Below are 22,694 nucleotides of genomic sequence, written 5' to 3' on the forward strand. Positions count from 1 at the left end.
CAAAAATAACAAACAATGCAAGTAAAAATTAATGATAGCTGGAAAAATATTTTACAATCAGAATTTGAGAAACCGTATTTTGAAAATCTTACCAGTTTTGTTAAAAATGAATATTCAAAACATACGTGTTACCCAAAAGGGTCGGATATTTTCGCAGCGTTTGATTTTTGTTCGTTAGATGATTTAAAAGTAGTGATTTTGGGTCAAGATCCATACCACGGGGTAGGGCAGGCTAACGGATTGTGTTTTTCGGTACATGACGGTGTTGCACATCCTCCATCATTGATTAATATTTTTAAAGAAATAGAAAAAGATGTAAACATCCCATACCCTAAAAGTGGTGATTTATCTCGTTGGGCAAAACAAGGAGTATTACTGTTAAATGCTACTTTAACGGTTAGAGCGGGAGAAGCGGGAAGCCATCAAAAACAAGGTTGGGAACAATTTACTGATGCTGTAATTGAGAAAATATCTGAAGAAAAAGAAGATGTAGTGTTTTTACTTTGGGGTGGTTTTGCTAAGAAAAAAGCAAAGCTTATTGATAAAAAGAAGCATCATATTTTAACCTCAGGTCATCCATCACCGTTAAGTGCCAATCGTGGGTATTGGTTTGGCAACAAACATTTTTCTAAAACCAACGATTTTTTACAAAGCATTGGTTCACCAACTATTCAATGGTAATTTCTGGTAAAATAGTTTTGTTGTAATAGGGTAAAATAATTGCATCTAACATATCTTCGGTAACATCAGGGTAGTGGACTTCAACAGTTTTGTTTGAGTTAATCCACTTTTCAATTTTAGGAAGTTGCTTTTTACTTAATTTTTTTACAACCGTAACCCCCATTTCTTTTAACGTAACAGCATTGCATTGTTGTTCGTATTGATTTTTCATAGGAATAACCAATAGTTTTTTTCGCAAATATAGAGCCTCAGTAGGTGTTGCAAATCCTGCACCACAAATAATTCCTTTAGCTGAAGCCATACTGCGAATAAAAGCATCGTCGTTAATTGGTAGGATAGTAATATTATGAAAGAATTGATGCTCTTTTGTTTTCTTAGAAAAGACTTGCCACTTTATGTCTTTTATTTTTGAAAGTACTTTGATTATTTTTTCATCACTGTAAGAAGGTAAATACACTGTGTAATGTCCTTTGTTTGTAATATTTCTATAGCGAATTTCCTTACGAATAATAGGCAAGAAGGTTGAAGAGGAATGAGTTTTAAAGTGAAACCCGAATTTATTTTTTGCAGGTGCATAGTATTTAATAATCAAACGCTCTAACCTAAACCTTTTAAAAGCAGAGTTTTTTTCGTTTAACAAAGCATTTTGATTGCTCAAAGAAATAATGGGGACATTTCTAAATAAACATGCCCAAGCTGAGATAGGTTCAAAATCGTTAATAACTAAATCATATTCTTTTACAGGTAATGTTTTAACTTCTTTGTAAACCTTGTTAAGGCTTAAGTCTTTTAAGCTGCTAATTAGATCAATTCCACCTTTTTTACCAAAAATAAAACCTAAGCCATGTAATTTATATTTTATGTTGAAAGGAAGCTCTATTTCATATTGTGAGCCGCTAACCAATATGTCAACATCACCACGTCTTTGTAAATGTGGGATTATCTCTAAGGCTCTACTTGCATGTCCGTTTCCTGTTCCTTGAAAAGCGTATAATATTTTCATCTTTTTAAATTTTTATAATTGATTGTTTTTAGAAAATTACCTATTTAGTAGGTATTGACCATTTCCTAACTTAATGCCCATTATAAGCTTCATGATTATTGGGTTTTAATGTTAAACTCTTTAAGGAGCTCTGTAAAAAGTTCACTATTATTGTGTTCAGAACTAATGAGCTCTAGATCTTTTACAGAGTAGTCTAAATGAATATTTTTAGCGATCTCATCTTTTTCATATTCATATAAAGACCACGTTTTGTTTTTGTATTCCAGAGCAGTTAAGTTTTCTATCCAATCACCAGAATTTAAGTATACAGTACTTCCTTTTTCAGTTTTTATGGATCTTATCTCTGGTTGATGAATATGACCGCATACTACATAGTCATATCCCTCATCAATTGCAATGTCTGCAGCAGTTGTTTCAAAATTATTAATGAATTTAATGGCGCTTTTTACACTGTTTTTAATTTTTTTTGAAAAAGATAATCGACCATAACCTAATTTATGACTACACCAGTTAACAGCGGTATTTATTAGGATTAAAAAATCGTACCCTTTACCTCCTAATTTAGCAAGCCATTTTGAATGTTGCATGGTAACATCAAAAACATCTCCATGAAAAAACCACCCTTTTTTACCGTCAATATCTAACACTACTTTGTTTACGATTTCGAAGCTTCCTAAGCGAAAACCTTTAAACCTACGTAGCATTTCATCGTGATTTCCTGTGATGTAATACACTTTTGTTCCAGAAGTGATGAAATTCATCAGTTGCTTAATGACTTTCATGTGTGGTTTAGGAAAGTAACGTTTGTTAAATTGCCAAATATCAATAATATCTCCGTTCAAGATTAATATTTTAGGATTGATGGTTTTTAGGTAGTTATGAAGTTCAGTAGCTCTACAACCAAAAGTTCCTAAATGCACATCTGATATTACAGCAATATCTAATTTACGTTTTTTGTGTTTTTTCATTCTAAGTATACTTCGATGTTTACCAAAGTTACTTTTCGAATGTTTTTAAAAAGTGAAGTAATTATAAATTATTGGTAATAAAATCTTTACTAAAAAGTGTAGTGAATGTTATGTAAAAGTAAAAAGCTCGGTAAAAACCGAGCTTTTTATATAGTTTGTTTGAAGATTACTTATTGTACAATACCCATTCTCCTTTTTCTAATAAAGGAATAGCTTGTTTGTACTTAACTTCTTTTTCTTCACCAGACATTACGTTTTTGATGGTAACTTTTTCGTTACGACCAATTTTTGGTTGCTCACGAACAACTGTTTCTACAACCTGTTGTTCCTGTGTTTGTTGGTTACGTGCATTGCTAATAGCTTGCTGTGTTGAGTTTTGAACTTCATCTTTACGTAAATCTAATTGCTCACGTTGTTGTTCACGAGCTTCAGATACTTGTGAAGCTTCTTGACTAGGTAGTTTTCCTTTAAATAAGAACGATAAAACTTCTTTATTTACTTTGTCAATCGTTTCTTGGAATAACTCAAAAGCTTCAAACTTATAAACCAATAATGGATCTTTTTGCTCGTACGTAGCATTTTGAACGGTTTGTTTCAGCTCATCCATTTTACGTAAGTGATCCTTCCAGTTTTCATCAATAATCGCTAAAGTGATGTTTTTCTCAAAATCGTTAACTAATGATTTTCCTTCACTTTCGTAAGCTTCTTTTAAGTTGGTAACTACCTGTAATGTTTTAGAACCATCTGTAAAAGGAACAACAATACGCTCGTAACGGTCACCTTCGTTTTCAAAAACATTTTTAATTACTGGGAATGCATTTTCAGCATTTCTTTCCGCATCGCTTTTGTAGTGTTCCGTTACTATTTTGTATAGCTTGTCAATTAAATCTTGCTCTGATGTTTTATTGAATTCTTCCTCAGAAAAAGGAGAAGTCATTGCAGAGAAACGAATTAATTCGAACTCAAAGTTTTGGAAGTCTTTAGCGCCCTTATTTTGTCTTACAATTGAATCACAGGTATCGTAAATCATGTTTGCGATGTCAATTTGTAAACGTTTTCCGTCTAAAGCATGACGACGACGTTTGTATACAAACTCACGCTGTGCGTTCATAATATCATCATACTCTAATAAACGCTTACGAATACCAAAGTTGTTTTCTTCTACTTTTTTCTGAGCTCTTTCAATAGATTTAGAAATCATAGAATGCTGAATTACTTCACCTTCTTTTAATCCCATTCTATCCATCATTTTCGCAATTCTTTCAGAACCAAATAAACGCATTAAGTTATCGTCTAAAGCTACATAGAATTGAGAAGAACCTACATCTCCTTGACGTCCTGCACGACCTCGTAACTGACGGTCTACACGACGAGAATCATGACGTTCTGTACCAATAATAGCTAAACCACCTGCTGCTTTAACTTCGTCAGATAATTTAATATCGGTACCACGACCAGCCATGTTTGTAGCAATGGTTACCACTCCTGGTTTACCAGCTTCAGCAACTACATCAGCTTCTCTTTTGTGTAATTTTGCATTTAATATATTGTGAGGAATTTTACGAATTTGTAACATTCTTCCTAATAATTCAGAGATTTCAACCGAGGTAGTACCTACTAATACAGGTCTTCCTTCTCCAACTAATTTTACAATGTCTTCAATTACTGCGTTGTATTTTTCACGCGTAGTTTTATAAACTAAATCTTGTTTATCGTCTCTTTGAATTGGTTTATTTGTAGGAATTTCAACAACATCTAGTTTATAAATTTCCCAGAATTCACCTGCTTCTGTAATCGCTGTACCTGTCATACCAGATAACTTACGGTACATTCTAAAGTAGTTTTGTAAAGTAACAGTAGCAAACGTTTGCGTAGCGTCTTCAATTTTTACATTCTCCTTAGCTTCAATGGCTTGGTGTAACCCATCAGAGTAACGACGACCGTCCATAATACGACCTGTTTGCTCATCTACAATCATTACCTTATTGTCCATAACCACATACTCCACGTCTTTTTCAAAAACCGTGTAGGCTTTTAAAAGTTGGTTCATGGTATGAATGCGCTCACTCTTCACACTAAACTCACGGTATAATTCTTCTTTTTGATCAGCTTTCTCTTCTGGAGTAGCATCGCTTTTATCTATTTGACCAACTTTTACACTAATATCTGGTAAAACGAAGAACGTTTCATTTTTTGTGATATCAGAAAGGTGTGCAATACCTTTATCAGTTAAATCAATTTGATTGTTCTTTTCTTCAATAGTAAACCATAATTCTGCATCAACTTCAGGCATTAGCTTGTTGTTGTCTTGCATGTAAAAGTTTTCAGTTTTTTGAAGAATTTGTTTAACTCCTTCTTGAGATAAAAACTTAATTAAGGCTTTGTTTTTTGGAAGACCTCTGTAAACTCTTAATAATAAGAAACCACCTTCTTTAGTGTCTCCTTCTTTAATTAAACGTTTAGCTTCAGCTAAAACACCTACTAAGTATTTATTTTGAATAGAAACTAAATCGGCAACTAGAGGCTTTAATTCATTAAATTCATGATTGTCTCCTTGTGGCACAGGACCAGAAATAATTAACGGAGTACGAGCGTCATCAATTAAAACAGAATCCACCTCATCAATAATAGCATAGTTTGGTGCACGTTGTACTAAGTCTTTTTTAGAGTTAGCCATGTTATCACGCAAGTAGTCGAAACCAAACTCATTGTTAGTTCCGTAAGTAATATCAGCATTATAAGCTTCTCTACGTGCTTCAGAATTTGGTTGGTGGAAATCAATACAGTCAGTACTTAAGCCGTGGAACTCAAAAATAGGAGCCATCCACGCACGGTCACGTTTTGCTAAGTAGTCGTTTACAGTAACAACATGAACTCCGTTACCAGTTAAAGCATTTAAGTATACTGGAAGTGTAGAAACTAAGGTTTTACCTTCCCCTGTCATCATTTCGGCAATTTTACCTTGGTGTAATACAGATCCACCAATTAATTGTACATCGTAGTGAATCATGTCCCAAATTACTTCTTTACCAGCAGCGTCCCATGAGTTAGCCCAAAAAGCTTTGTCATCTTCTAAAGTAATGTGTTCTCTAGTAGCTGATAATTCTCTATCAAAAGGAGTGGCAGTTACTTCTAATTCAGTATTGTTAGCAAAACGTTTTGCTGTTTCTTTCACAACAGCAAAGGCCTCTGGCATAATATCTAATAAAACAGCTTCAGATGCTTCGTAAGCTTCGTCTTTTAATTTATCAATTTCAGTATAGATTTCTTCTTGACGATCGATGTCTGCTTTTTTAGCTTCTTCCTCAAGCTCAGCTATTTTATCGTTAAAAAATTTGGTAGCATCTTTAATTTTCGATTTAAATTCGATTGTTTTTGCCCGTAATTCATCATTTGATAAACTGTTTAATGAATTTTCAAAAGATCGTACTTTTTCAACGATCGGTTGTAGTGATTTTAGGTCCTTTTGTTGTTTGTCTCCAACAAATAGTTTTATAATCGAATTTAAAACGCTCATTTGTAAAATATTGTTTTATAGCTAATTAAGTTATTTTTAATTAGCGTTTTTTGTGTTTTTATTGAGTGCTTAAAAGTAAGCAAAAAAAAAGCCTCTGTAAAAGAGACTTTTTATTATTTATTTTTTCTAGTATTCATCTTCATTCCAAAGATAATCTTCTTCTGTAGGGTAATCTGGCCAGATTTCAATAATAGAATCGTACGCCTCACCTTCATCTTCGATATCTTGTAAGTTTTCTACCACTTCTAACGGTGCCCCAGTACGAATAGCGTAATCAATTAATTCGTCTTTAGTTGCAGGCCAGGGTGCATCTGCTAAATAAGATGCTAATTCAAGTGTCCAATACATTTCTTTATCTGTTTAATAAGATTTTCCGCAAAAATAATTTTTTTTTGTAAAAAGTCAAGTTTTTTTTAAAAAATGTGAAATTAATAATTAAAGAACTTAGTTATAGCTTTTCAGGAATCCATTTAATTTCCTCAGCTTGTAAGTCTTGGGTCAACTTCCGTGCCAATACAAAAAGGTAGTCAGAAAGTCGGTTTAAATACTTTAAAACAGTATCGCTAATTGTCTCTTCTTCGTTTAAAGCCACAGCCAATCGTTCCGATCTACGGCATACGCAGCGTGCTATGTGACAAAATGACACGGTTTGATGACCGCCTGGTAATACAAAGTGTGTCATTTGAGGTAAATCTTTATTCATAAGGTCAATATCGTCTTCTAAGAACTGAATTGACTCTTCGTTAATCTTGGGAATATTTAAGCGTTCTTTACCACTTTTTAAAGTTTCCTTTTCTGGAGGAGTAGCTAACATGGCACCTAATGTGAATAAATCGCTTTGAATTTTTGTTAATTTCTTTTTTAGAGTTTCGTCAATATTTTGATCTCTAATTAACCCAATGTAAGAGTTAAGTTCATCAACGGTTCCATAGCTTTCTATTCGTAAGTGGTGTTTAGGTACTCGAGTACCACCAAATAGGGCAGTGGTACCCTTATCACCTGTTTTGGTATATATTTTCATATGTTCTTTATTGGTTTGATTAATTATTTTAAGATAGCCAATTTATCTAAAATATAATCAGGACAGCGCATAGGTCTTTTTGTTTTATTGTTAATAAATGCTAACACAGTATTTCCAGTTGAAATTAGGTCGTTATTTTGATTGGTAATTTCATAGTCGAATTCAATTTTTACTGAAGGTGTTTTTTTTAAAATGGTTGTAATGGTTAATTCATCGTCGTATAATGCTGATTTTTTAAAGTTACAAGATAAAGATATAACAGGTAACATGATTCCTGTTTTTTCCATATATTTGTAGGTAACGCCCAGAGAACGTAACCATTCGGTGCGACCAATCTCAAAAAACTGTGCGTAGTTCCCGTGGTAAACTACTCCCATTTGATCAGTTTCAGCATACCGAACACGTATAGATGTATAATGTTTTTGCAAAAGATTATTTTATTTTTAATTGCACTAACGTTACGTAAAAAAAAAATAAAAGTCAATAGTGATTTGATTTTTTTATACTGAAATTTATTCACACTTTTGTTCGCCCAGACATTGGTGTTTGGTGTCCCCTAAATCTGAATAAAAATTAACAACTAAAAAATTGATTTTTACCGCATATGACTAAAACAGCCGATTCAGTTTGGATGGAATGTTTGTCTTTTATAAAAGACAACATTAAGCCGCAGGCATATAAAACTTGGTTTGAGCCTATAAAGCCAATTAAATTGGCAGGGGAAGCATTGACGGTTCAGGTTCCTAGTAAGTTTTTTTATGAGTGGCTAGAAGAGCATTACATCAAACTGTTAAGAGTAGCTTTGGTTCGTCAGTTAGGTAATGATGCTAAGCTAATTTATGATGTACGTATGGAAAATACGTATAGTAGTAATAGTCCGCAAACAGTAAAAATACCTAGTTCAAATCGTAATCCGTTAAAACCACAAAAAGTAACCGTTCCGTTAGAATCAAAACGAGAACTAAAAAATCCATTTGTAATTCCTGGCTTGCAAAAAGTAAAGATAGAATCTCAACTAAACCCAAATTATAACTTTGTAAATTTTGTTGAAGGAGATTCAAATAGATTAGCACGTTCTGCAGGTATGGCTGTGGCCAATAAACCAGGAGGAACTTCATTTAACCCATTACTAATATATGGTGGAGTTGGATTAGGAAAAACACACTTAGCTCACGCTATTGGTGTTGAGATTAAAGATAAATATCCAGATAAAACGGTATTGTATATTTCTTCTGAAAAATTTACACAACAGTTTATTGATTCTGTAAAATCAAATACCAGAAATGATTTTATTCATTTCTATCAAATGATTGATGTGTTGATTATTGATGATGTGCAGTTTTTATCAGGAAAAGCTGGTACGCAAGATGTGTTCTTCCATATTTTCAATCATCTACATCAAAATGGAAAACAGGTTATTTTAACTTCGGATAAAGCACCTGTTGATATGCAAGATATCGAACAACGGTTATTATCTCGTTTTAAATGGGGGTTATCAGCTGAGTTACAAGCACCTGATTACGAAACAAGAATTTCAATCTTACAAAACAAATTGTATAGAGATGGTGTTGAAATGCCTGAAGAAATTGTTGAGTATATAGCAAAGAATATAAAGTCGAATGTTCGTGAGTTAGAAGGAGTGATAATTTCAATGATAGCTCAAGCTTCTTTTAATAGAAAAGAGTTTACAATTGAATTAGCAAAGCAGATTGTAGATAAATTTGTTAAGAACACGAAAAAAGAACTGTCTATTGATTACATTCAAAAAGTAGTATCGAAATACTTTGATATGGATGTGGCAACCTTACAGTCAAAAACACGTAAGCGTCATATTGTACAGGCTCGTCAGTTAGCGATGTACTTTGCTAAACGTATGACAAAATCATCGTTAGCAAGTATTGGAAGTCAAATAGGTAAAAGAGATCACGCTACTGTATTGCATGCGTGCAAAACTGTAGATAATTTGACAGAAACTGATAAGCAGTTTAAAAAGTATGTAGAAGACTTAACAAAAAAGTTAACTTTATAAACAACGAACCTCACCTAGTGAGGTTTTTTTATGAGTATGAAAAAAATATTAATGGTTTGTTTAGGTAATATTTGCCGATCTCCTCTTGCTGAGGGGATTTTAAAATCTAAATTATCATCTGAAAGTTTTGTAGTTGATTCAGCTGGTACTGCGGGTTATCATGTAGGTGAATTACCTGACGAGCGCTCTATTGAAGTGGCTAGAAAATATGGTATAGATATTACCAATCAACGTTCAAGAAAATTTACAAAAGCTGATTTTGATAAGTTTGACATAATTTTTGCAATGGATCAAAATAATTATGCAGATATTGTAGCTTTGTCTGAAAATGAAGAGCAACATGAAAAAGTAAAGCTGATTTTGAACGAATTGTATCCTGATGAAAACAGGAGTGTTCCAGATCCTTACTATGGAGGAGATCAAGGTTTTGAAAACGTGTATAAAATGTTAGACGAAGCGTGTGAAATTATAGCTTCAAAATTAGAACAGAAATAATGAAAGGTAAATTATACTTGATTCCTACAACGTTAGGTGATACTGAACCATTAGAGGTGATGCCATTGTCAGTAAAAAAGGTAGTAGAACAATTAGATTATTTTATTGTTGAAAACGAAAAGTCTGCTCGAAGGTTCATTAAAAGAATTACACCAACAAAATCACAACCTTCATTGGAGTTGATGTTGTTAGATAAGTATTCTGATGATTTAGAAACTAAGAATTATTTAGATGTTTGTGAAAAAGGAATATCAGTAGGTTTGCTTTCTGAAGCAGGTGTGCCAGCAGTAGCAGATCCAGGCGCAAGTATTGTTAAGTTGGCGCATCAAAAAGGGATTCAAGTAGTTCCATTGGTAGGACCTTCTTCTATTTTGTTGGCAATTATGGCGTCTGGTATGAATGGGCAGAGTTTTGCGTTTAACGGATATTTACCTATTGATAAGTCAGACAGAAAAAAAGCAATTAAAGATTTAGAGAAGCTTTCAAAAGAAAAAAATCAGTCACAGCTTTTTATCGAAACTCCTTACAGGAATGAAAAAATGTTAGATGATTTACGCGCTACTTTATCACCAGATACAAGAGTTTGTGTGGCGTGTGATATAACACTTCCAACAGAATATATTAAAACACTAACGATAAAAGAGTGGAAGCATGTAAAGACTGATTTACATAAGCGACCAGCAATTTTTATCATTCATAAATAAAAAAAGCATCGATTTAATCGATGCTTTTTTAATATCTTTAGTTATTGGTTAAACCGTTGGTTTTTTGTTGGCTTTGATGTTGGAAACATCATAACCAGCAAACTTTTTAAGGTATGATTGTATAGAGGTTCCATAGGCATCGTTAAAACGGATAGATCCATTTGAACGTAAGAACTTTTTTACATTACCGGCACCACTTAAGTGTGCTGCTGCTAAAATACCAGATTCGGTTATTTTAACTCCATTAATAGTCTTTCCAACACTTCTCTTAATATCTTTTCTTAAAATCCATTTGTTTAATTTACAATAAGCAACAAATGTGCGTTCTTGTAATTCTGGGTTTCTAAGAAAATGAGTGGTGTTGTAAATTCTAAATCTCTTTAGGGTTTCTTTACCAAATTGGTATTTCCCTAAATATCCAAGTGTATTAACTACTCTGTACCTACCTTGTGATTCTTTAAAAGCTAAGGCTTCTTTAAATCCTACAAAATCATTTAATAAAAAAGGAATGTTTACCTTTTCTACCTTGTGAATTGGTATTGGCGTTGTTGTAGTAGTTTTTTCTTTTTTAGTTGTAGTCTCTGTAAAACTGGTTAATAATACAAATCCTAAAAATACTAATACTAAATGTCTGATAATTAAATACTTTCTGTTTAGCGCAGCAAAGATACGGTAAATTTTTATAACAGGCTATAAATCAATAATTTACAGTTTTTTAGCTGTTGATGATAAAGCTGTTTTCCTGTGTTTTTTTTAGGTAAAAACCAAAAAAAACTATTTTATATTAACTTTTTAATAATGTTTTATTGAAATTGATGAGAATAAAATTTTGTTAATTTATCTCTTTATTCCTTGTTGATTTATCCATTGTTGATATTTCACTGCATTTCGATTGTGTTGTGCTAAAGAGTTAGCAAATTCATGAAAGCCAATTTTATCAACACTAGCACACATGTAGTAATAATTGTGTTTTTGATGGTTTAAAACAGCATCAATAGATGAAATATCTGGCATTGCAATCAAAGTAGGAGGAAGTCCTGTGTTTTTATAAGTATTGTAAGGAGAGTCTATCACTAAATCTTTGTTTAAAACCCTTTTTACAACAAAATCTTGTCCTTTAACTTCTTTAATTGCATATATAACTGTTGGGTCGGCTTGTAAAGGCCAATTATCTCTTAATCTATTTAGATACAAACCAGCCACGACAGGGCGTTCTATTTTTTTAGCTGTTTCTTTCTGAACGATAGAAGCTAATGTAATTACCTCTTCTTTTGAAAGGTTTAGTTTTTTAGCTTTTTCTAACCTAGCAGAAGTCCAAAAACGATTGTATTCGCGTAGCATTTTATCGCGAAATTTTTCAGCAGAAGTATTCCAATAAAACTCATAACTATTCGGAATGTACATTCCTAATGCAGATTTTTCAGTAAATTTATTGGTAGCTAAAAAAGAAGGATCTTGCATAGCTTGTAATAAAGAAATAGAGTCTGCTTCAATTTGTTCAGCTATTCTTCCTGCTAATTTTTCTAAAGTATCTTGATTGTTGAATGATAGGGTAATAGGTGTTTGATTTCCACTACGTAAAAGATTTACAACATCATTCATGTTCATCCCTTTTTTTAGTAAATATTTTCCACCTTTGGGTTGTGTGAATTTTTTCCTTTCAGCAACCCAAACAAAATTTTCAGGATGTTTAACAAACTCAGAAAGTTGTTTCTTCACATCTATAAAAGAGGCGTTAGAGCCTATGTATATAGCTCCATCTTTAGTAACAGCTTTACCAAAGATTTTTTGATAGTAGTTAAATCCAATAATTCCGCCAATTAAAAAAATAGTAGCAATACCTCCTAAAATAATTTTCTTATTCATTTATTAGTTGAAATAATAGTTCGTCTTTATATGTTTCATTATGAAATATCCAATCTTTTTTAATACCAGTTTGCTTAAAGTTTTGTTTTTCAAAAAGATGTAAGCTACTAGTATTGTCACTAGTGATATTTGCATATAATTGATGTAAATGCAAATGTATAAAACAGTACTTTATTAGTAATTGTAAAGCTTCAGAGGCAAATCCCTTCTGCTGAAAGTCAGGATGAATTAAAATTCCGATACCAGCTCTTTTATGTTGCGGGTTAAAATCGAACAAATCTATCATCCCAATAGATTTACCAGTCACTTTATCATCAATAACTAATCGTAATTGTTTAGCTTCATAAATATCTAAGTGAGCGTTTTCTAAATATTGCTTCAGTAAAAATTTAGAAAAAGGAGTCTGTGTATGACTCACTTCCCAAAAAGATTCATTATTTTCAATTTGAAATAAAAACTCTAAATCTTCAGGTTCTAAGGCTCTTAACTTGATATGTGTTCCAGTTAACGTATGCACTAAATATTTATTTTACCCTCAAATACAAATGTAGCGGGACCTTTTAAAAATACATTCGAATAAACTCCGTCTTGTTCTTCAAAAGAAACTTCTAATTCCCCGCCTTCAACAGGCAAGATTATAGATGAACTGTTGGTTTTTTTAGTAGCATGCATGGCTATAGCAACGGCAGTAACACCCGTTCCGCAGGCTAAAGTCTCATTTTCTACGCCACGCTCGTAGGTACGTACTTTAAAAGTGTTATTTGTTATTTGTTCTACAAAATTAACGTTGCTACCTTCGGCACCATAAATTTCATTCCTGATTTTTTTTCCATTTGAAAACACGTCATAATTAGCAAGATCGTTTACTAACTGAACATGGTGTGGAGATCCTGTATTGGTAAAAACGTATTTGTCAAAAATATTCACCTTGTTAACATCAATCATTTGTAAAGAAACAAGGTTGTTAGAAATAGAGGCATGATGCAGCCCGTCAATAGCAATAAAAGTAGTTTCGGTTTCAAAAAGTCCAAGTTTATGAGCAAAAGCCACAATACAGCGTCCACCATTACCACACATAGTACTTTCATTACCATCAGAGTTATAATATACCATTTTAAAATCGGTAGTATTATCTTCTTCAAGTAATATAAGACCATCAGCTCCGATACCAAAGTGTCTATCACATAATTTTGCAATTATGTCAGTTTTATTTTTTGGAAGGGTTTTTGAGCGATTATCAATTATGATAAAATCGTTACCAGTTCCTTGGTATTTGTAAAATTCTAAATCCATAATAAAGGACAAAGATACATATTTTATGAAGGAAAGAAGACTGTTAAATAGCGGTTAAAATCAGTTAAATAGAAGTTAAACACATTTACTTGAAATGTTAAAATTGTATATTTGAAGTATAAAATTTTGTAAGCATATGAAGAAAATTATTGGAACTTTAGGAATTGCGATTTTAGGAGGCGCAATAGCACTTGCAGGATACAAAACACTAATAGAAGAACCGCAAGTAATAGTAGAGAAAGAGGTAGAGCCAACAATGCAAACTGTAAAGGCAAGTTATACACCAACAATAATAAACTCAACATCAACACCAACAGATTTTACAGAAGCAGCTGATAAAACAGTACATGCGGTGGTTCATGTTAAAAATACATCTATAAGAACACAACAAGATCCTTATAGTTTTTTCTTTGGAGGAAATGGTACAAGGAAATACCAACAAGTTGGTACAGGTAGCGGTGTAATTATTTCTCCTGATGGATATATTGTAACTAATAATCATGTGATTGAAGGAGCAAGTGATATTGAGATTACGTTAAACAATCAGAAAAAAATAAAAGCGGAATTAATAGGGGCTGATAAAGCGAATGATATAGCATTGTTAAAAGTAGAAGCTGACTTTGAATTACCAAATTTACCTTTTGGAAATTCTGATAATATTAAAGTAGGAGAATGGGTATTAGCAGTAGGAAATCCCTATAATTTAACATCTACTGTTACTGCAGGTATTGTAAGTGCAAAAGGGCGTGATTTAAATGGTAACACAAACATAGATTCATTTATTCAAACAGACGCTGCTGTAAATCCAGGAAACAGTGGAGGAGCGTTAGTGAATACAAGAGGTGAATTAATAGGAATCAATACAGCTATTTCTTCAAGAACAGGCTCTTTTATAGGGTATTCATTTGCTGTACCTTCAAACATTGCTAAAAAAATAGTAGATGATTTACTAGAGTTTGGAATGGTACAACAAGCTGTTTTAGGAATTAATGTAGATATTGAAGCAGTAAATATTGAAGGAGTAAAAATAGGAGAAGTTTTAGAAGAAGGAGGGGCTAAAAAAGCTGGCTTGGAAGAAGGAGATATTATAACAAAAGTAAACGATATAAAGATTTCTAAGTTTTCAGATTTAAAAGGACAGTTAACGGCAAAAAGACCTGGAGAATATGTGAATTTAACAATTGATAGAGATGGAGAAGAGTTGACTAAAGTAGTTAAATTAACCAAGCTTATAAAGTTACCAATAAGTAGAGTTTTAGAAACAGAGTTTGAGGATCTTACAAAAGAAGATAGGGAAAAGTTTAAATTAGATGGGGGAGCTAAAATTAAAAGAACTCAAAATATAGCTTTTAAACAATTTGAAGTAGGAAAAGGGTATATTTTAACCAAAATTAATGGAAAAAAAGTAAGTAATGCAAAAGAAGCTGTTGGTATGTTAGATCGTTCGTATGGTAGTGGTAAAAGGCTTTTATTAGAGATGATTAGTCCATCAGGTCAAATAGAACGATTTAGGTATTAGGTTAATGAAAAAAATATTTAGAAGAATAAACTATATATACTAAATAAAAAAAAGTCCTGTTAAAACGATTTTTAACAGGGCTTTTTTCTTTTGTAAAACCAACAATAAATAAAGAAGAAATACCTATTTTTGCAAAAATTTTTTAATTTTAGTTAACACACAACTATGTCAACAATAACAAATTACGAAAAAGAAGTAGTAAATCAAGCACAAGTTCGAAGAGCTACGGTTGAGTTTATAAACATCGTTAACGATTTATGGTACGATAAATCTATCGAGTTAGTATTATTTAGAAATCCATTGGTAGATAAAAGAGCTAGTGAGGTTTTAAATTTAATCGATTATGCTAAAGAATTTGTAGCGAAGCCAATAACAATAGAAGATGCTTTAGAAATAGCTAAATCAATTCAATCAATTGATTTACCACCATCAAAATTAGATATTGGTAAATTAGCATACGAATATCATTTACAAGATGAAGCATCGGTAGATAAAATAGCTTTTGTAAAAGAGCAATTAAAAGATGCTACTGAAGCAGAAAATATTCAACCAAAAGACGTAGTATTATACGGTTTTGGACGTATTGGTCGTTTATTAGCTCGTGAGTTGAGCAGTAAAATGGGTAAAGGTTCTCAATTACGATTAAGAGCTGTAGTAACTCGTGGTAAAATAGATCAAACAGTATTAGAAAAAAGAGCTTCTTTGTTAAGTGTAGATTCTGTACATGGAGATTTCTTAGGAACAGTTCAGGTAGATGCTGATAACAATGCTTTAATCATTAACGGTACAACTGTTTACATGATTTCTGCTGCACAACCAGAAGATATTGATTATACGCAATATGGAATTAACGATGCGTTAATTATTGATAACACAGGAGCTTTTAGAGATGAAGAAGCATTAAGTCGTCACTTAAAAGCAAAAGGAGCAAGTAAAGTATTATTAACAGCTCCAGGTGCAGGTGTACCTAACATTGTTCACGGTGTAAACCATGAAGAAAATAACCCTGATAGTATCGATATTTTCTCAGCAGCTTCATGTACTACCAATGCTATTACACCAGTATTAAAAGTGTTAGAAGATAACTTCGGAATAAAAAAAGGACACTTAGAAACAATTCATGCATATACAAACGATCAAAACTTGGTTGATAACATGCATAAGAAATACCGTAGAGGTAGAGCTGCTGCGTTAAACATGGTAATTACAGAAACAGGGGCAGGAAAAGCAGTAGCAAAAGCATTACCAGCATTAGCAGGTAAGTTAACCTCAAGTGCTATTCGTGTACCAGTGCCTAACGGATCGTTAGCAATCTTAAACTTACAATTAAATACTCCAGCAACAGTAGAGTCAGTAAACGCTATCATGAAGCAGTACGCCTTAGAAGGAGATTTGGTAGAGCAAATTCAATACTCATTAAGTAATGAATTAGTGTCTTCTGATATTGTAGGAACAACAGCACCATCTATTTTCGACAGTAAAGCAACAATAGCTGACGGAGATACTATCGTAATTTATGTATGGTACGATAATGAATATGGTTATTCACATCAAGTAGTGCGTTTAGCAAAGCATATAGCTAAAGTACGTCGTTATACCTATTATTAATATACTTTTAAAAGTATATAAAAAGCTGAAGTATTGATTTACTTCAGCTTTTTTATTATATTTGAATAAAGAATAACCCCTAAATATCCCCTTAATGAAAAAAGTAGTAATATTACTATTTCTAGTGCTTGGTGTTAGCTCACTAAGCCATTCACAAGAACTGAGAACATTAGTGTCTGGTAAGTGGTTCGTAGATTCAATGAAAATTGGAAATGAAAAATTCGAGTTTTTGAATGGTAGTAATTGGTTAGAATTAAACTCTGATGGAAGGTATCATGTAATGATGAGTAATAAAGAAGAGAATGGTACATGGAAATTGATAACCGATAAAAATGAGTTAGAGTTTGATGATAAAAGCTTTGATAAAAATTTAAAAATTGAAAAAATTAGTGAAACAATGCTATTAGTTTCAGCAAAAAATGAAGAAACCATCTATACTATGTGGTTAAAAAAATAAACTATACACGTAGTTTATTTTTTAACGACCGAGGTAAGGGATTACCTCGGTTTTTTGTTTTTTACTCGTATACTACTTTAGTGTATACCACTCGTATCTTTTTATTAAATTAGCATCAAAATAAAAAAAAATGAAAGTAGTACTTACACCAATGTTGTTATTATTTGCAGTAATAACAACCGCACAATCCAAATTACCATATTACGAAATTCCAAAAGAAGAAAAAGAGTTTACTGCGGGTTCTGTGATTAGTAGAATGATAGATGGATTAGGATTTCGTTATTATTGGGCGACAGAAGGTTTAACTGAGAAAGATTTAGAGTATAAACCAAGCACTGAAGCAAAAACGACAGGAGAAACAATAGATCATGTGTTAAGTTTATCGCAGGTAATTTTAAATGCTGCTTTAAGTAAACCTAATGAAAAAAAACAGGTTAAAATGACCTTTGGTGAAAAAAGAAAAATAACCTTAGAAAACTTAAAACGAGCTAGTGATATTTTAAGAAGTAGTGATGATGTGTCACAATTCAAAATAATCTTTGGAGAAAAAGAATTTCCATTATGGAATGCAATTAATGGTCCAATAGCAGATGCTATTTGGCATGCAGGTCAGTTAGCTTCATTCAGAAGAGCATCAGGAAACCCAATCAATTCAAAAATAAATCATTTTACAGGTACCGTTAGAAAATAATTTAATGACAGTTCAGGAGAAGATACAACAATTAAGAGAAGAGTTACACAAACATAATCATAGTTATTATGTGTTGGATGCACCAACCATATCAGATTATGAATTTGATATTAAGTTAAAAGAGCTTCAGCAGTTAGAAGACGAAAATCCAGAATATTTTGATTCAAATTCCCCAACGCAACGAGTAGGAGGAGAAGTAACTAAAAACTTTGAAACGGTTACTCACAAACATAGAATGTATTCGTTAGACAATTCGTACTCTAAAGAAGATTTGTTAGATTGGGAAAAACGTGTCCAGAAAATTTTAGGAACCGATGAGGTTGAATATACCTGTGAATTAAAATACGATGGAGCTTCAATAAACCTTACTTATGAGAATGGTGAGTTTGTACAAGCAGTTACTCGTGGAGATGGTTTTCAAGGAGATAATGTAACAACCAATATTCGTACAATAAAATCCATTCCATTATTGCCAAATAGTGATTTTGTGAGAGATTTTGAAATGCGAGGAGAAATCATTTTACCGTTAGACGGATTTAATAAAATGAATGAAGAACGTATTGCGAATGATGAAGAACCTTATAGAAATCCGCGTAATACCGCTAGTGGAAGCTTGAAGTTACAAGATAGTGCAGAAGTAGCAAAACGCCCGTTAGATTGTTTGTTGTATCAATTAGTAACGAGAGAACGTAAATATGCTTCACATTTTGAAAGTTTAGAAGCTGCAAGAAAAGTTGGGTTTAAGATTCCAGACACAATTGTTTTAGCCAAATCGATAGAGGATGTATTAAACTTTGTAAACGAGTGGGATGTTAAACGTCATACGTTACCTTATGAAACGGATGGAGTAGTGGTGAAAGTAAATTCGTTTCAGCAACAAGACGAACTAGGTTATACTTCAAAAGCACCTCGTTGGGCAATCGCTTATAAATTTAAGGCAGAGCAAGTTTCAACAGTATTAAATGAAATTACCTATCAAGTAGGTAGAACAGGAGCAATAACACCTGTAGCAAACTTAGAACCTGTACAATTAGCTGGAACGATTGTAAAAAGAGCTTCATTACATAACGCCGACCAAATAGCAAAGTTAGATGTACGAGTAGGAGACACTGTTTTTGTAGAAAAAGGAGGAGAAATTATCCCGAAAATTATAGCTGTTGATTTAACAAAGCGACCAGAAGACTCTGTTCCTACGCAATATGCAACCCATTGCCCCGAATGTAATACTGAATTGATTAGAACTGAAGGAGATGCGAAGCATTATTGTCCGAACGAATTTGGATGTGCACCGCAAATTACAGGTAGAATCAAGCATTTTATCAGTAGAAAAGCCATGGATATTGATGGCTTAGGAGGAGAAACGGTTGATTTATTACGCAAAGAAGGACTGATAAAGAACTACGCAGATTTATATGATTTAACGGTAGAACAAGTTGTTCCGTTAGAGCGAATGGCTGAAAAATCAGCACAAAATATGATTGAAGGAATTGAAAAATCAAAAGAAATTCCGTTTGAAAAAGTGTTGTTTGCTTTAGGAATCCGTTTTGTAGGTGAAACTGTGGCTAAAAAGCTAGCAAAACATTTTAAGTCAATCGATAATTTAATGAATGCCGATTTGGAAACCTTAATTGCTGTTGATGAAATTGGTGATAGAATAGCACAAAGTATTATTGATTTTTCGAACAATTTAGGGAACATAGACTTAATAAACCGATTAAAATCACACGGAGTTCAACTAGAAGTTTCAGCAGAAAGTTTAGAAGGACAAACAGATAAGTTAGCTGGGAAAGTATTTGTCGTTTCAGGAGTTTTTCATCAAATGAGTAGAACTGAACTTAAAAAAGCAATTGAAGACAACGGTGGTAAGGTGTCGAGTTCCATTTCTAAAAAAACTACATATATTGTAGCAGGTGATAATATGGGGCCGAGTAAGCTTACCAAAGCTGAAAGCCTGGGAATTCCCATTATTTCAGAACAAGATTTTATTGATACGATTGCTTAGTTTTTAGACAGTAGACGACAGTAGATAGTGAAAATTAAAAACTAATTTATCTAACACCTAACACTAAAAAATGACCAAACAAACTAAAATAACCCTAGCTTCCATCGTTTTTTTATTGGTTGCTATTACCGATGTGTATGCAGTAATTACACAAAATAAAACAATAGAAATGATTTTTAAACCGTTATTAATGACATCACTAGCGGTAGTGTATTTGGTATCGGTAAGTAAGCATCGTTTCTGGTTGTTATCGGCTTTGTTTTTTTCGTTTTGGGGTGATGTTTTCTTGCTTGATAAAACAAACTTTTTTGTATTTGGTTTGGCCTCGTTTTTAGTAGCACATGTTGTTTATATTAAAATAACGACAAGCTTTTTGTATAAGGATTCAGTAGTTAAAATACTAACATCAGCAGTTCCCTTTGTATTGTTATTTGTGGGACTCTTAGGTTTAATTTATAATAATTTAGGAGACATGTTGCTACCTGTATTGGTGTACGGAATAGCTATTTCAACTTTTGGAACAGCAGCATTACTAAATTATCGTCAGCAAAAAAACACAGCGAATTCATGGTTGTTGTTAGGAGCTGTTTTGTTTGTTGCTTCTGATAGCCTTATAGCATTGAATAACTTTTATACAACTAAAAGGTTGTTTGATATTGCTATAATTGTCCTGTATGTCGTTTCTCAATATTTAATTGTTAAAGCAATTATAGCTAAAGAAAATTAAAAACTACTGACATAGGGTTGACATAGCGGCACTTTATTTTTGTTGAAAATAAAAAACAAAAAATGAGTACAGGACAAAAAGAACCGTTTTACGTGATAGGAATTTCAGTAAGAACTACTAATGAGAATCAACAAGCAGCAAAAGATATACCTGCTTTATGGCAACGATTTATGTCGGAGAATATAGTTGAACAAATCCCAAATAAACTTTCAAATGAAGTATATGTTGTGTATACGGATTATGAATCAGATTATACTAAGCCATACACAACAATCATCGGTTGTAAGGTAAGTGAAATAGGTAATATCCCAGAAGGGTTTGTGTGTAAAAAAATAGCAGCACCAAACTATAAAACATATGCAGCAAAGGGAAGCTTAACAGAGAATATTGTCTATAACAAATGGTTAGAAATTTGGAATGAAGATATAAAAAGAGCTTATACTTCCGATTATGAGTTGTATGGAGCAAAAGCATCAGACCCAACAAATGCAGAAGTAGAAATATTTATAGGAGTAAATTAATCAAAAAGGGCAGTTTTAGAACTACTCTTTTTAATTTAAATTAATGTTTATTTCTAACAAAAGGTATATTATTTCTATTAAAAATTAATAGAATAACTCCAGAGATAAAAGTTACGATAGCACTGATAAACAAAGTGCCACCATCGCCATCATGTTCAATACCTAAAATAGTTAAGTGGCTCATAATTGCTCCACCCATTAAACCAATAGTCAATAAGGCTCCTAACCAAGTTTTTTTAGGGATAAATAAAAGTACGGAAGCAATTAATTCAAAAACACCTGTACCTATTCGCATATAAGTCTCATTATCTCCAGCTATTTTAACAAACAAATCAATGCTTTCTTGAGCTCCAGTAAATTTAAAAAATAATGTTTGAAGCATTATAATAGCAGCTATCAGTTTTAAAATTAAAAGAATATATTTTTTCATACATAATAAAAATCTATTTACTTAGACGTTATAATTCTTAATGCTTACATAAACTAAAAACAATACTTTTGTAAGTATGAAAAAAATAGTATTAGTCCTATCCGTTTTTGGTTTACTTGCTTGTAAAAAGCAAAAAACAACACTTAAGTTTTTAGACGAGTATTTGATAAAAGATTCTTTAGTTATCAATAACACTGTTATCGGTGGGATTTCTGGAATTGATTATTACAATAACAACTACTATATGGTAGTGGATGATGCTACAAATCCAAGAATTTTAGTAGGAGATATTATTGTTAAAAATGATTCAATACAATCGGTAAATTTTGAAGATGTTATTATAGTTGATACTATAAGTAAGTTTACTAAAAACCATGTATTGGATTTAGAATCTGTATTCGTAGATAACGGAACCATAAATTTAGTAAGTGAAGGGTCTATTCAATATAAAAAAGACCCAAGTATATTTGAAATAGACACAAAAGGAAACTTTAAACAAGGGGTAGAAATACCTAATTATTTCAAAGCAACATCCAAAGCGAAACCAAAGCATAACGGTGTTTTTGAAAGTTCTTCAAAAAGTTTTGACGGAAAAGGTTTCTGGGTAGCAATGGAAGCTCCTTTAGAAGCAGATGGAGAAGAGCCTACATTTCACGAAACACAATCTCCTATCAGAATTACCTATTTTGATAACGAATCAAAAAAAGCGACCAAACAATTTGCATATCAATTAGAGAAAATTGATAAACCAGCTAAAGGAAAAATAAACCTAAACGGAACTACGGCTATTTTAGAATACCGAAAGAATCAGTTTTTTATAATTGAAAGAGCATATCAAAGTGGTTATGGTAGCCATGGAAATGTAGTTAGAATTTTTAAAGCAACTATAGATAAAACTTCAACAAATACATTAGAAAATCAATCTTTAAAAAACGAAAAATATACACCATTAAAAAAAGAGCTGTTATTTGATTTTAGTACTGTTAAAAATCAATTAACCGATGGGATAATAGATAACATTGAAGCGATTACTTTTGGTCCAATATTGCAAAACGGAAATAAATCGTTAATCTTGGCTGCTGATGATAATTTTCAGTTGTATGGAAGGCAATTAAATCAATTTTTATTATTAGAAATTGATGAGAAATAATATAAATTAGCT

23 protein-coding genes are annotated in these 22,694 nt (G+C 32.3%); 12 read left to right on the forward strand and 11 right to left on the reverse strand.

Features of this window, described 5'->3' with window-relative positions:
• Window positions 1–15 precede the first annotated feature (15 nt).
• On the forward strand, window positions 16–681 hold the full coding sequence (locus tag ABMY20_RS07805; protein WP_349265018.1) for a uracil-DNA glycosylase: 666 nt from the start codon (window positions 16–18) through the stop codon (window positions 679–681).
• On the opposite strand, the gene ABMY20_RS07810 is transcribed toward ABMY20_RS07805, so the two are convergent.
• The 6 genes from ABMY20_RS07810 to ABMY20_RS07835 form a co-directional block, all read right to left on the reverse strand.
• Entirely contained in the window at window positions 668–1,684 is a 1,017-nt protein-coding gene (locus ABMY20_RS07810; RefSeq protein ID WP_349265019.1) for a glycosyltransferase family protein, read from the reverse strand. The two genes, ABMY20_RS07805 and ABMY20_RS07810, sit on opposite strands and share 14 nt — an antisense overlap.
• A gap of 95 nt (window positions 1,685–1,779) precedes the next feature.
• Window positions 1,780–2,652: a UDP-2,3-diacylglucosamine diphosphatase gene (locus tag ABMY20_RS07815; protein ID WP_349265020.1), complete on the reverse strand. Its 873-nt coding sequence runs from the start codon at window positions 2,650–2,652 to the stop codon at window positions 1,780–1,782.
• A gap of 166 nt (window positions 2,653–2,818) precedes the next feature.
• The gene (gene secA, locus ABMY20_RS07820; protein ID WP_349265021.1) at window positions 2,819–6,169 is read right to left on the reverse strand and encodes a preprotein translocase subunit SecA; all 3,351 of its coding nucleotides are present in this window, start codon (window positions 6,167–6,169) and stop codon (window positions 2,819–2,821) included.
• A 126-nt stretch (window positions 6,170–6,295) separates the two neighbouring features.
• Window positions 6,296–6,517 (reverse strand): DUF2795 domain-containing protein, encoded by a 222-nt coding sequence (locus ABMY20_RS07825; protein ID WP_047789198.1) that lies wholly within the window; start codon window positions 6,515–6,517, stop codon window positions 6,296–6,298.
• Between the two features lie 100 nt (window positions 6,518–6,617).
• On the reverse strand, window positions 6,618–7,190 hold the full coding sequence (locus ABMY20_RS07830) for a cob(I)yrinic acid a,c-diamide adenosyltransferase (protein WP_159492361.1): 573 nt from the start codon (window positions 7,188–7,190) through the stop codon (window positions 6,618–6,620).
• Between the two features lie 23 nt (window positions 7,191–7,213).
• Window positions 7,214–7,618: a thioesterase family protein gene (locus ABMY20_RS07835; protein ID WP_047789196.1), complete on the reverse strand. Its 405-nt coding sequence runs from the start codon at window positions 7,616–7,618 to the stop codon at window positions 7,214–7,216.
• A gap of 176 nt (window positions 7,619–7,794) precedes the next feature.
• On the opposite strand from ABMY20_RS07835, the gene dnaA reads away from it, so the two are divergent.
• The 3 genes from dnaA to ABMY20_RS07850 are packed head-to-tail and all read left to right on the forward strand — an operon-like array spanning window position 7,795 to window position 10,418.
• Window positions 7,795–9,219: a chromosomal replication initiator protein DnaA gene (dnaA, locus tag ABMY20_RS07840; RefSeq protein ID WP_047789195.1), complete on the forward strand. Its 1,425-nt coding sequence runs from the start codon at window positions 7,795–7,797 to the stop codon at window positions 9,217–9,219.
• Between the two features lie 36 nt (window positions 9,220–9,255).
• Window positions 9,256–9,714, forward strand: coding sequence for a low molecular weight protein-tyrosine-phosphatase (locus ABMY20_RS07845; protein ID WP_073182627.1), 459 nt, complete (start codon window positions 9,256–9,258; stop codon window positions 9,712–9,714).
• The gene (locus tag ABMY20_RS07850) at window positions 9,714–10,418 is read left to right on the forward strand and encodes an SAM-dependent methyltransferase (protein ID WP_349265022.1); all 705 of its coding nucleotides are present in this window, start codon (window positions 9,714–9,716) and stop codon (window positions 10,416–10,418) included. The genes ABMY20_RS07845 and ABMY20_RS07850 overlap by 1 nt, the downstream gene beginning before the upstream one ends.
• Before the next feature lie 48 nt (window positions 10,419–10,466).
• Here the strand turns inward: ABMY20_RS07850 and ABMY20_RS07855 are convergent, their stop codons facing one another.
• From ABMY20_RS07855 to dapF, 4 genes are all read right to left on the reverse strand, one after another.
• Complete coding sequence (locus ABMY20_RS07855) at window positions 10,467–11,087, reverse strand: peptidoglycan-binding protein LysM (RefSeq protein ID WP_073182625.1); 621 nt, start codon at window positions 11,085–11,087, stop codon at window positions 10,467–10,469.
• Between the two features lie 168 nt (window positions 11,088–11,255).
• Window positions 11,256–12,284 carry an endolytic transglycosylase MltG gene (mltG, locus tag ABMY20_RS07860; protein ID WP_349265023.1) on the reverse strand — a complete coding sequence of 343 codons (1,029 nt, stop codon included), beginning with the start codon at window positions 12,282–12,284 and terminating at the stop codon, window positions 11,256–11,258.
• Complete coding sequence (locus ABMY20_RS07865; protein WP_047789192.1) at window positions 12,277–12,801, reverse strand: GNAT family N-acetyltransferase; 525 nt, start codon at window positions 12,799–12,801, stop codon at window positions 12,277–12,279. The genes mltG and ABMY20_RS07865 overlap by 8 nt, the downstream gene beginning before the upstream one ends.
• Window positions 12,801–13,577: a diaminopimelate epimerase gene (gene dapF / locus ABMY20_RS07870; protein WP_167713552.1), complete on the reverse strand. Its 777-nt coding sequence runs from the start codon at window positions 13,575–13,577 to the stop codon at window positions 12,801–12,803. The genes ABMY20_RS07865 and dapF overlap by 1 nt, the downstream gene beginning before the upstream one ends.
• A gap of 136 nt (window positions 13,578–13,713) precedes the next feature.
• Between dapF and ABMY20_RS07875 the strand changes: the two genes are divergently transcribed.
• The 7 genes from ABMY20_RS07875 to ABMY20_RS07905 all read left to right on the forward strand — a co-directional run bounded on the left by ABMY20_RS07875 (window position 13,714) and on the right by ABMY20_RS07905 (window position 21,102).
• The gene (locus tag ABMY20_RS07875) at window positions 13,714–15,096 is read left to right on the forward strand and encodes a trypsin-like peptidase domain-containing protein (RefSeq protein ID WP_349265024.1); all 1,383 of its coding nucleotides are present in this window, start codon (window positions 13,714–13,716) and stop codon (window positions 15,094–15,096) included.
• A gap of 165 nt (window positions 15,097–15,261) precedes the next feature.
• Window positions 15,262–16,704 (forward strand): glyceraldehyde-3-phosphate dehydrogenase, encoded by a 1,443-nt coding sequence (locus ABMY20_RS07880; protein ID WP_349265025.1) that lies wholly within the window; start codon window positions 15,262–15,264, stop codon window positions 16,702–16,704.
• Between the two features lie 94 nt (window positions 16,705–16,798).
• Window positions 16,799–17,161 carry a hypothetical protein gene (locus ABMY20_RS07885; protein WP_047789188.1) on the forward strand — a complete coding sequence of 121 codons (363 nt, stop codon included), beginning with the start codon at window positions 16,799–16,801 and terminating at the stop codon, window positions 17,159–17,161.
• A gap of 130 nt (window positions 17,162–17,291) precedes the next feature.
• Window positions 17,292–17,852, forward strand: coding sequence for a hypothetical protein (locus tag ABMY20_RS07890; protein ID WP_253679921.1), 561 nt, complete (start codon window positions 17,292–17,294; stop codon window positions 17,850–17,852).
• Window positions 17,853–17,856: 4 nt separating this feature from the next.
• Complete coding sequence (ligA, locus tag ABMY20_RS07895; RefSeq protein WP_349265026.1) at window positions 17,857–19,854, forward strand: NAD-dependent DNA ligase LigA; 1,998 nt, start codon at window positions 17,857–17,859, stop codon at window positions 19,852–19,854.
• Between the two features lie 70 nt (window positions 19,855–19,924).
• Complete coding sequence (locus ABMY20_RS07900; protein WP_073181144.1) at window positions 19,925–20,581, forward strand: lysoplasmalogenase; 657 nt, start codon at window positions 19,925–19,927, stop codon at window positions 20,579–20,581.
• 62 nt (window positions 20,582–20,643) lie between these two features.
• Entirely contained in the window at window positions 20,644–21,102 is a 459-nt protein-coding gene (locus ABMY20_RS07905; RefSeq protein WP_047789185.1) for an effector binding domain-containing protein, read from the forward strand.
• Between the two features lie 40 nt (window positions 21,103–21,142).
• Here ABMY20_RS07905 and ABMY20_RS07910 read toward each other — a convergent pair whose 3' ends face one another.
• Window positions 21,143–21,532, reverse strand: a complete 390-nt coding sequence (locus ABMY20_RS07910; protein ID WP_349265027.1) for a DoxX family membrane protein — start codon at window positions 21,530–21,532, stop codon at window positions 21,143–21,145.
• A gap of 76 nt (window positions 21,533–21,608) precedes the next feature.
• Between ABMY20_RS07910 and ABMY20_RS07915 the strand changes: the two genes are divergently transcribed.
• Window positions 21,609–22,682 carry an esterase-like activity of phytase family protein gene (locus ABMY20_RS07915; RefSeq protein ID WP_053056678.1) on the forward strand — a complete coding sequence of 358 codons (1,074 nt, stop codon included), beginning with the start codon at window positions 21,609–21,611 and terminating at the stop codon, window positions 22,680–22,682.
• Window positions 22,683–22,694: the final 12 nt, after the last annotated feature.

The sequence above is a fragment of the Tenacibaculum sp. SSH1-16 genome (assembly GCF_040104435.1).
Lineage (GTDB): Bacteria > Bacteroidota > Bacteroidia > Flavobacteriales > Flavobacteriaceae > Polaribacter > Polaribacter mesophilus.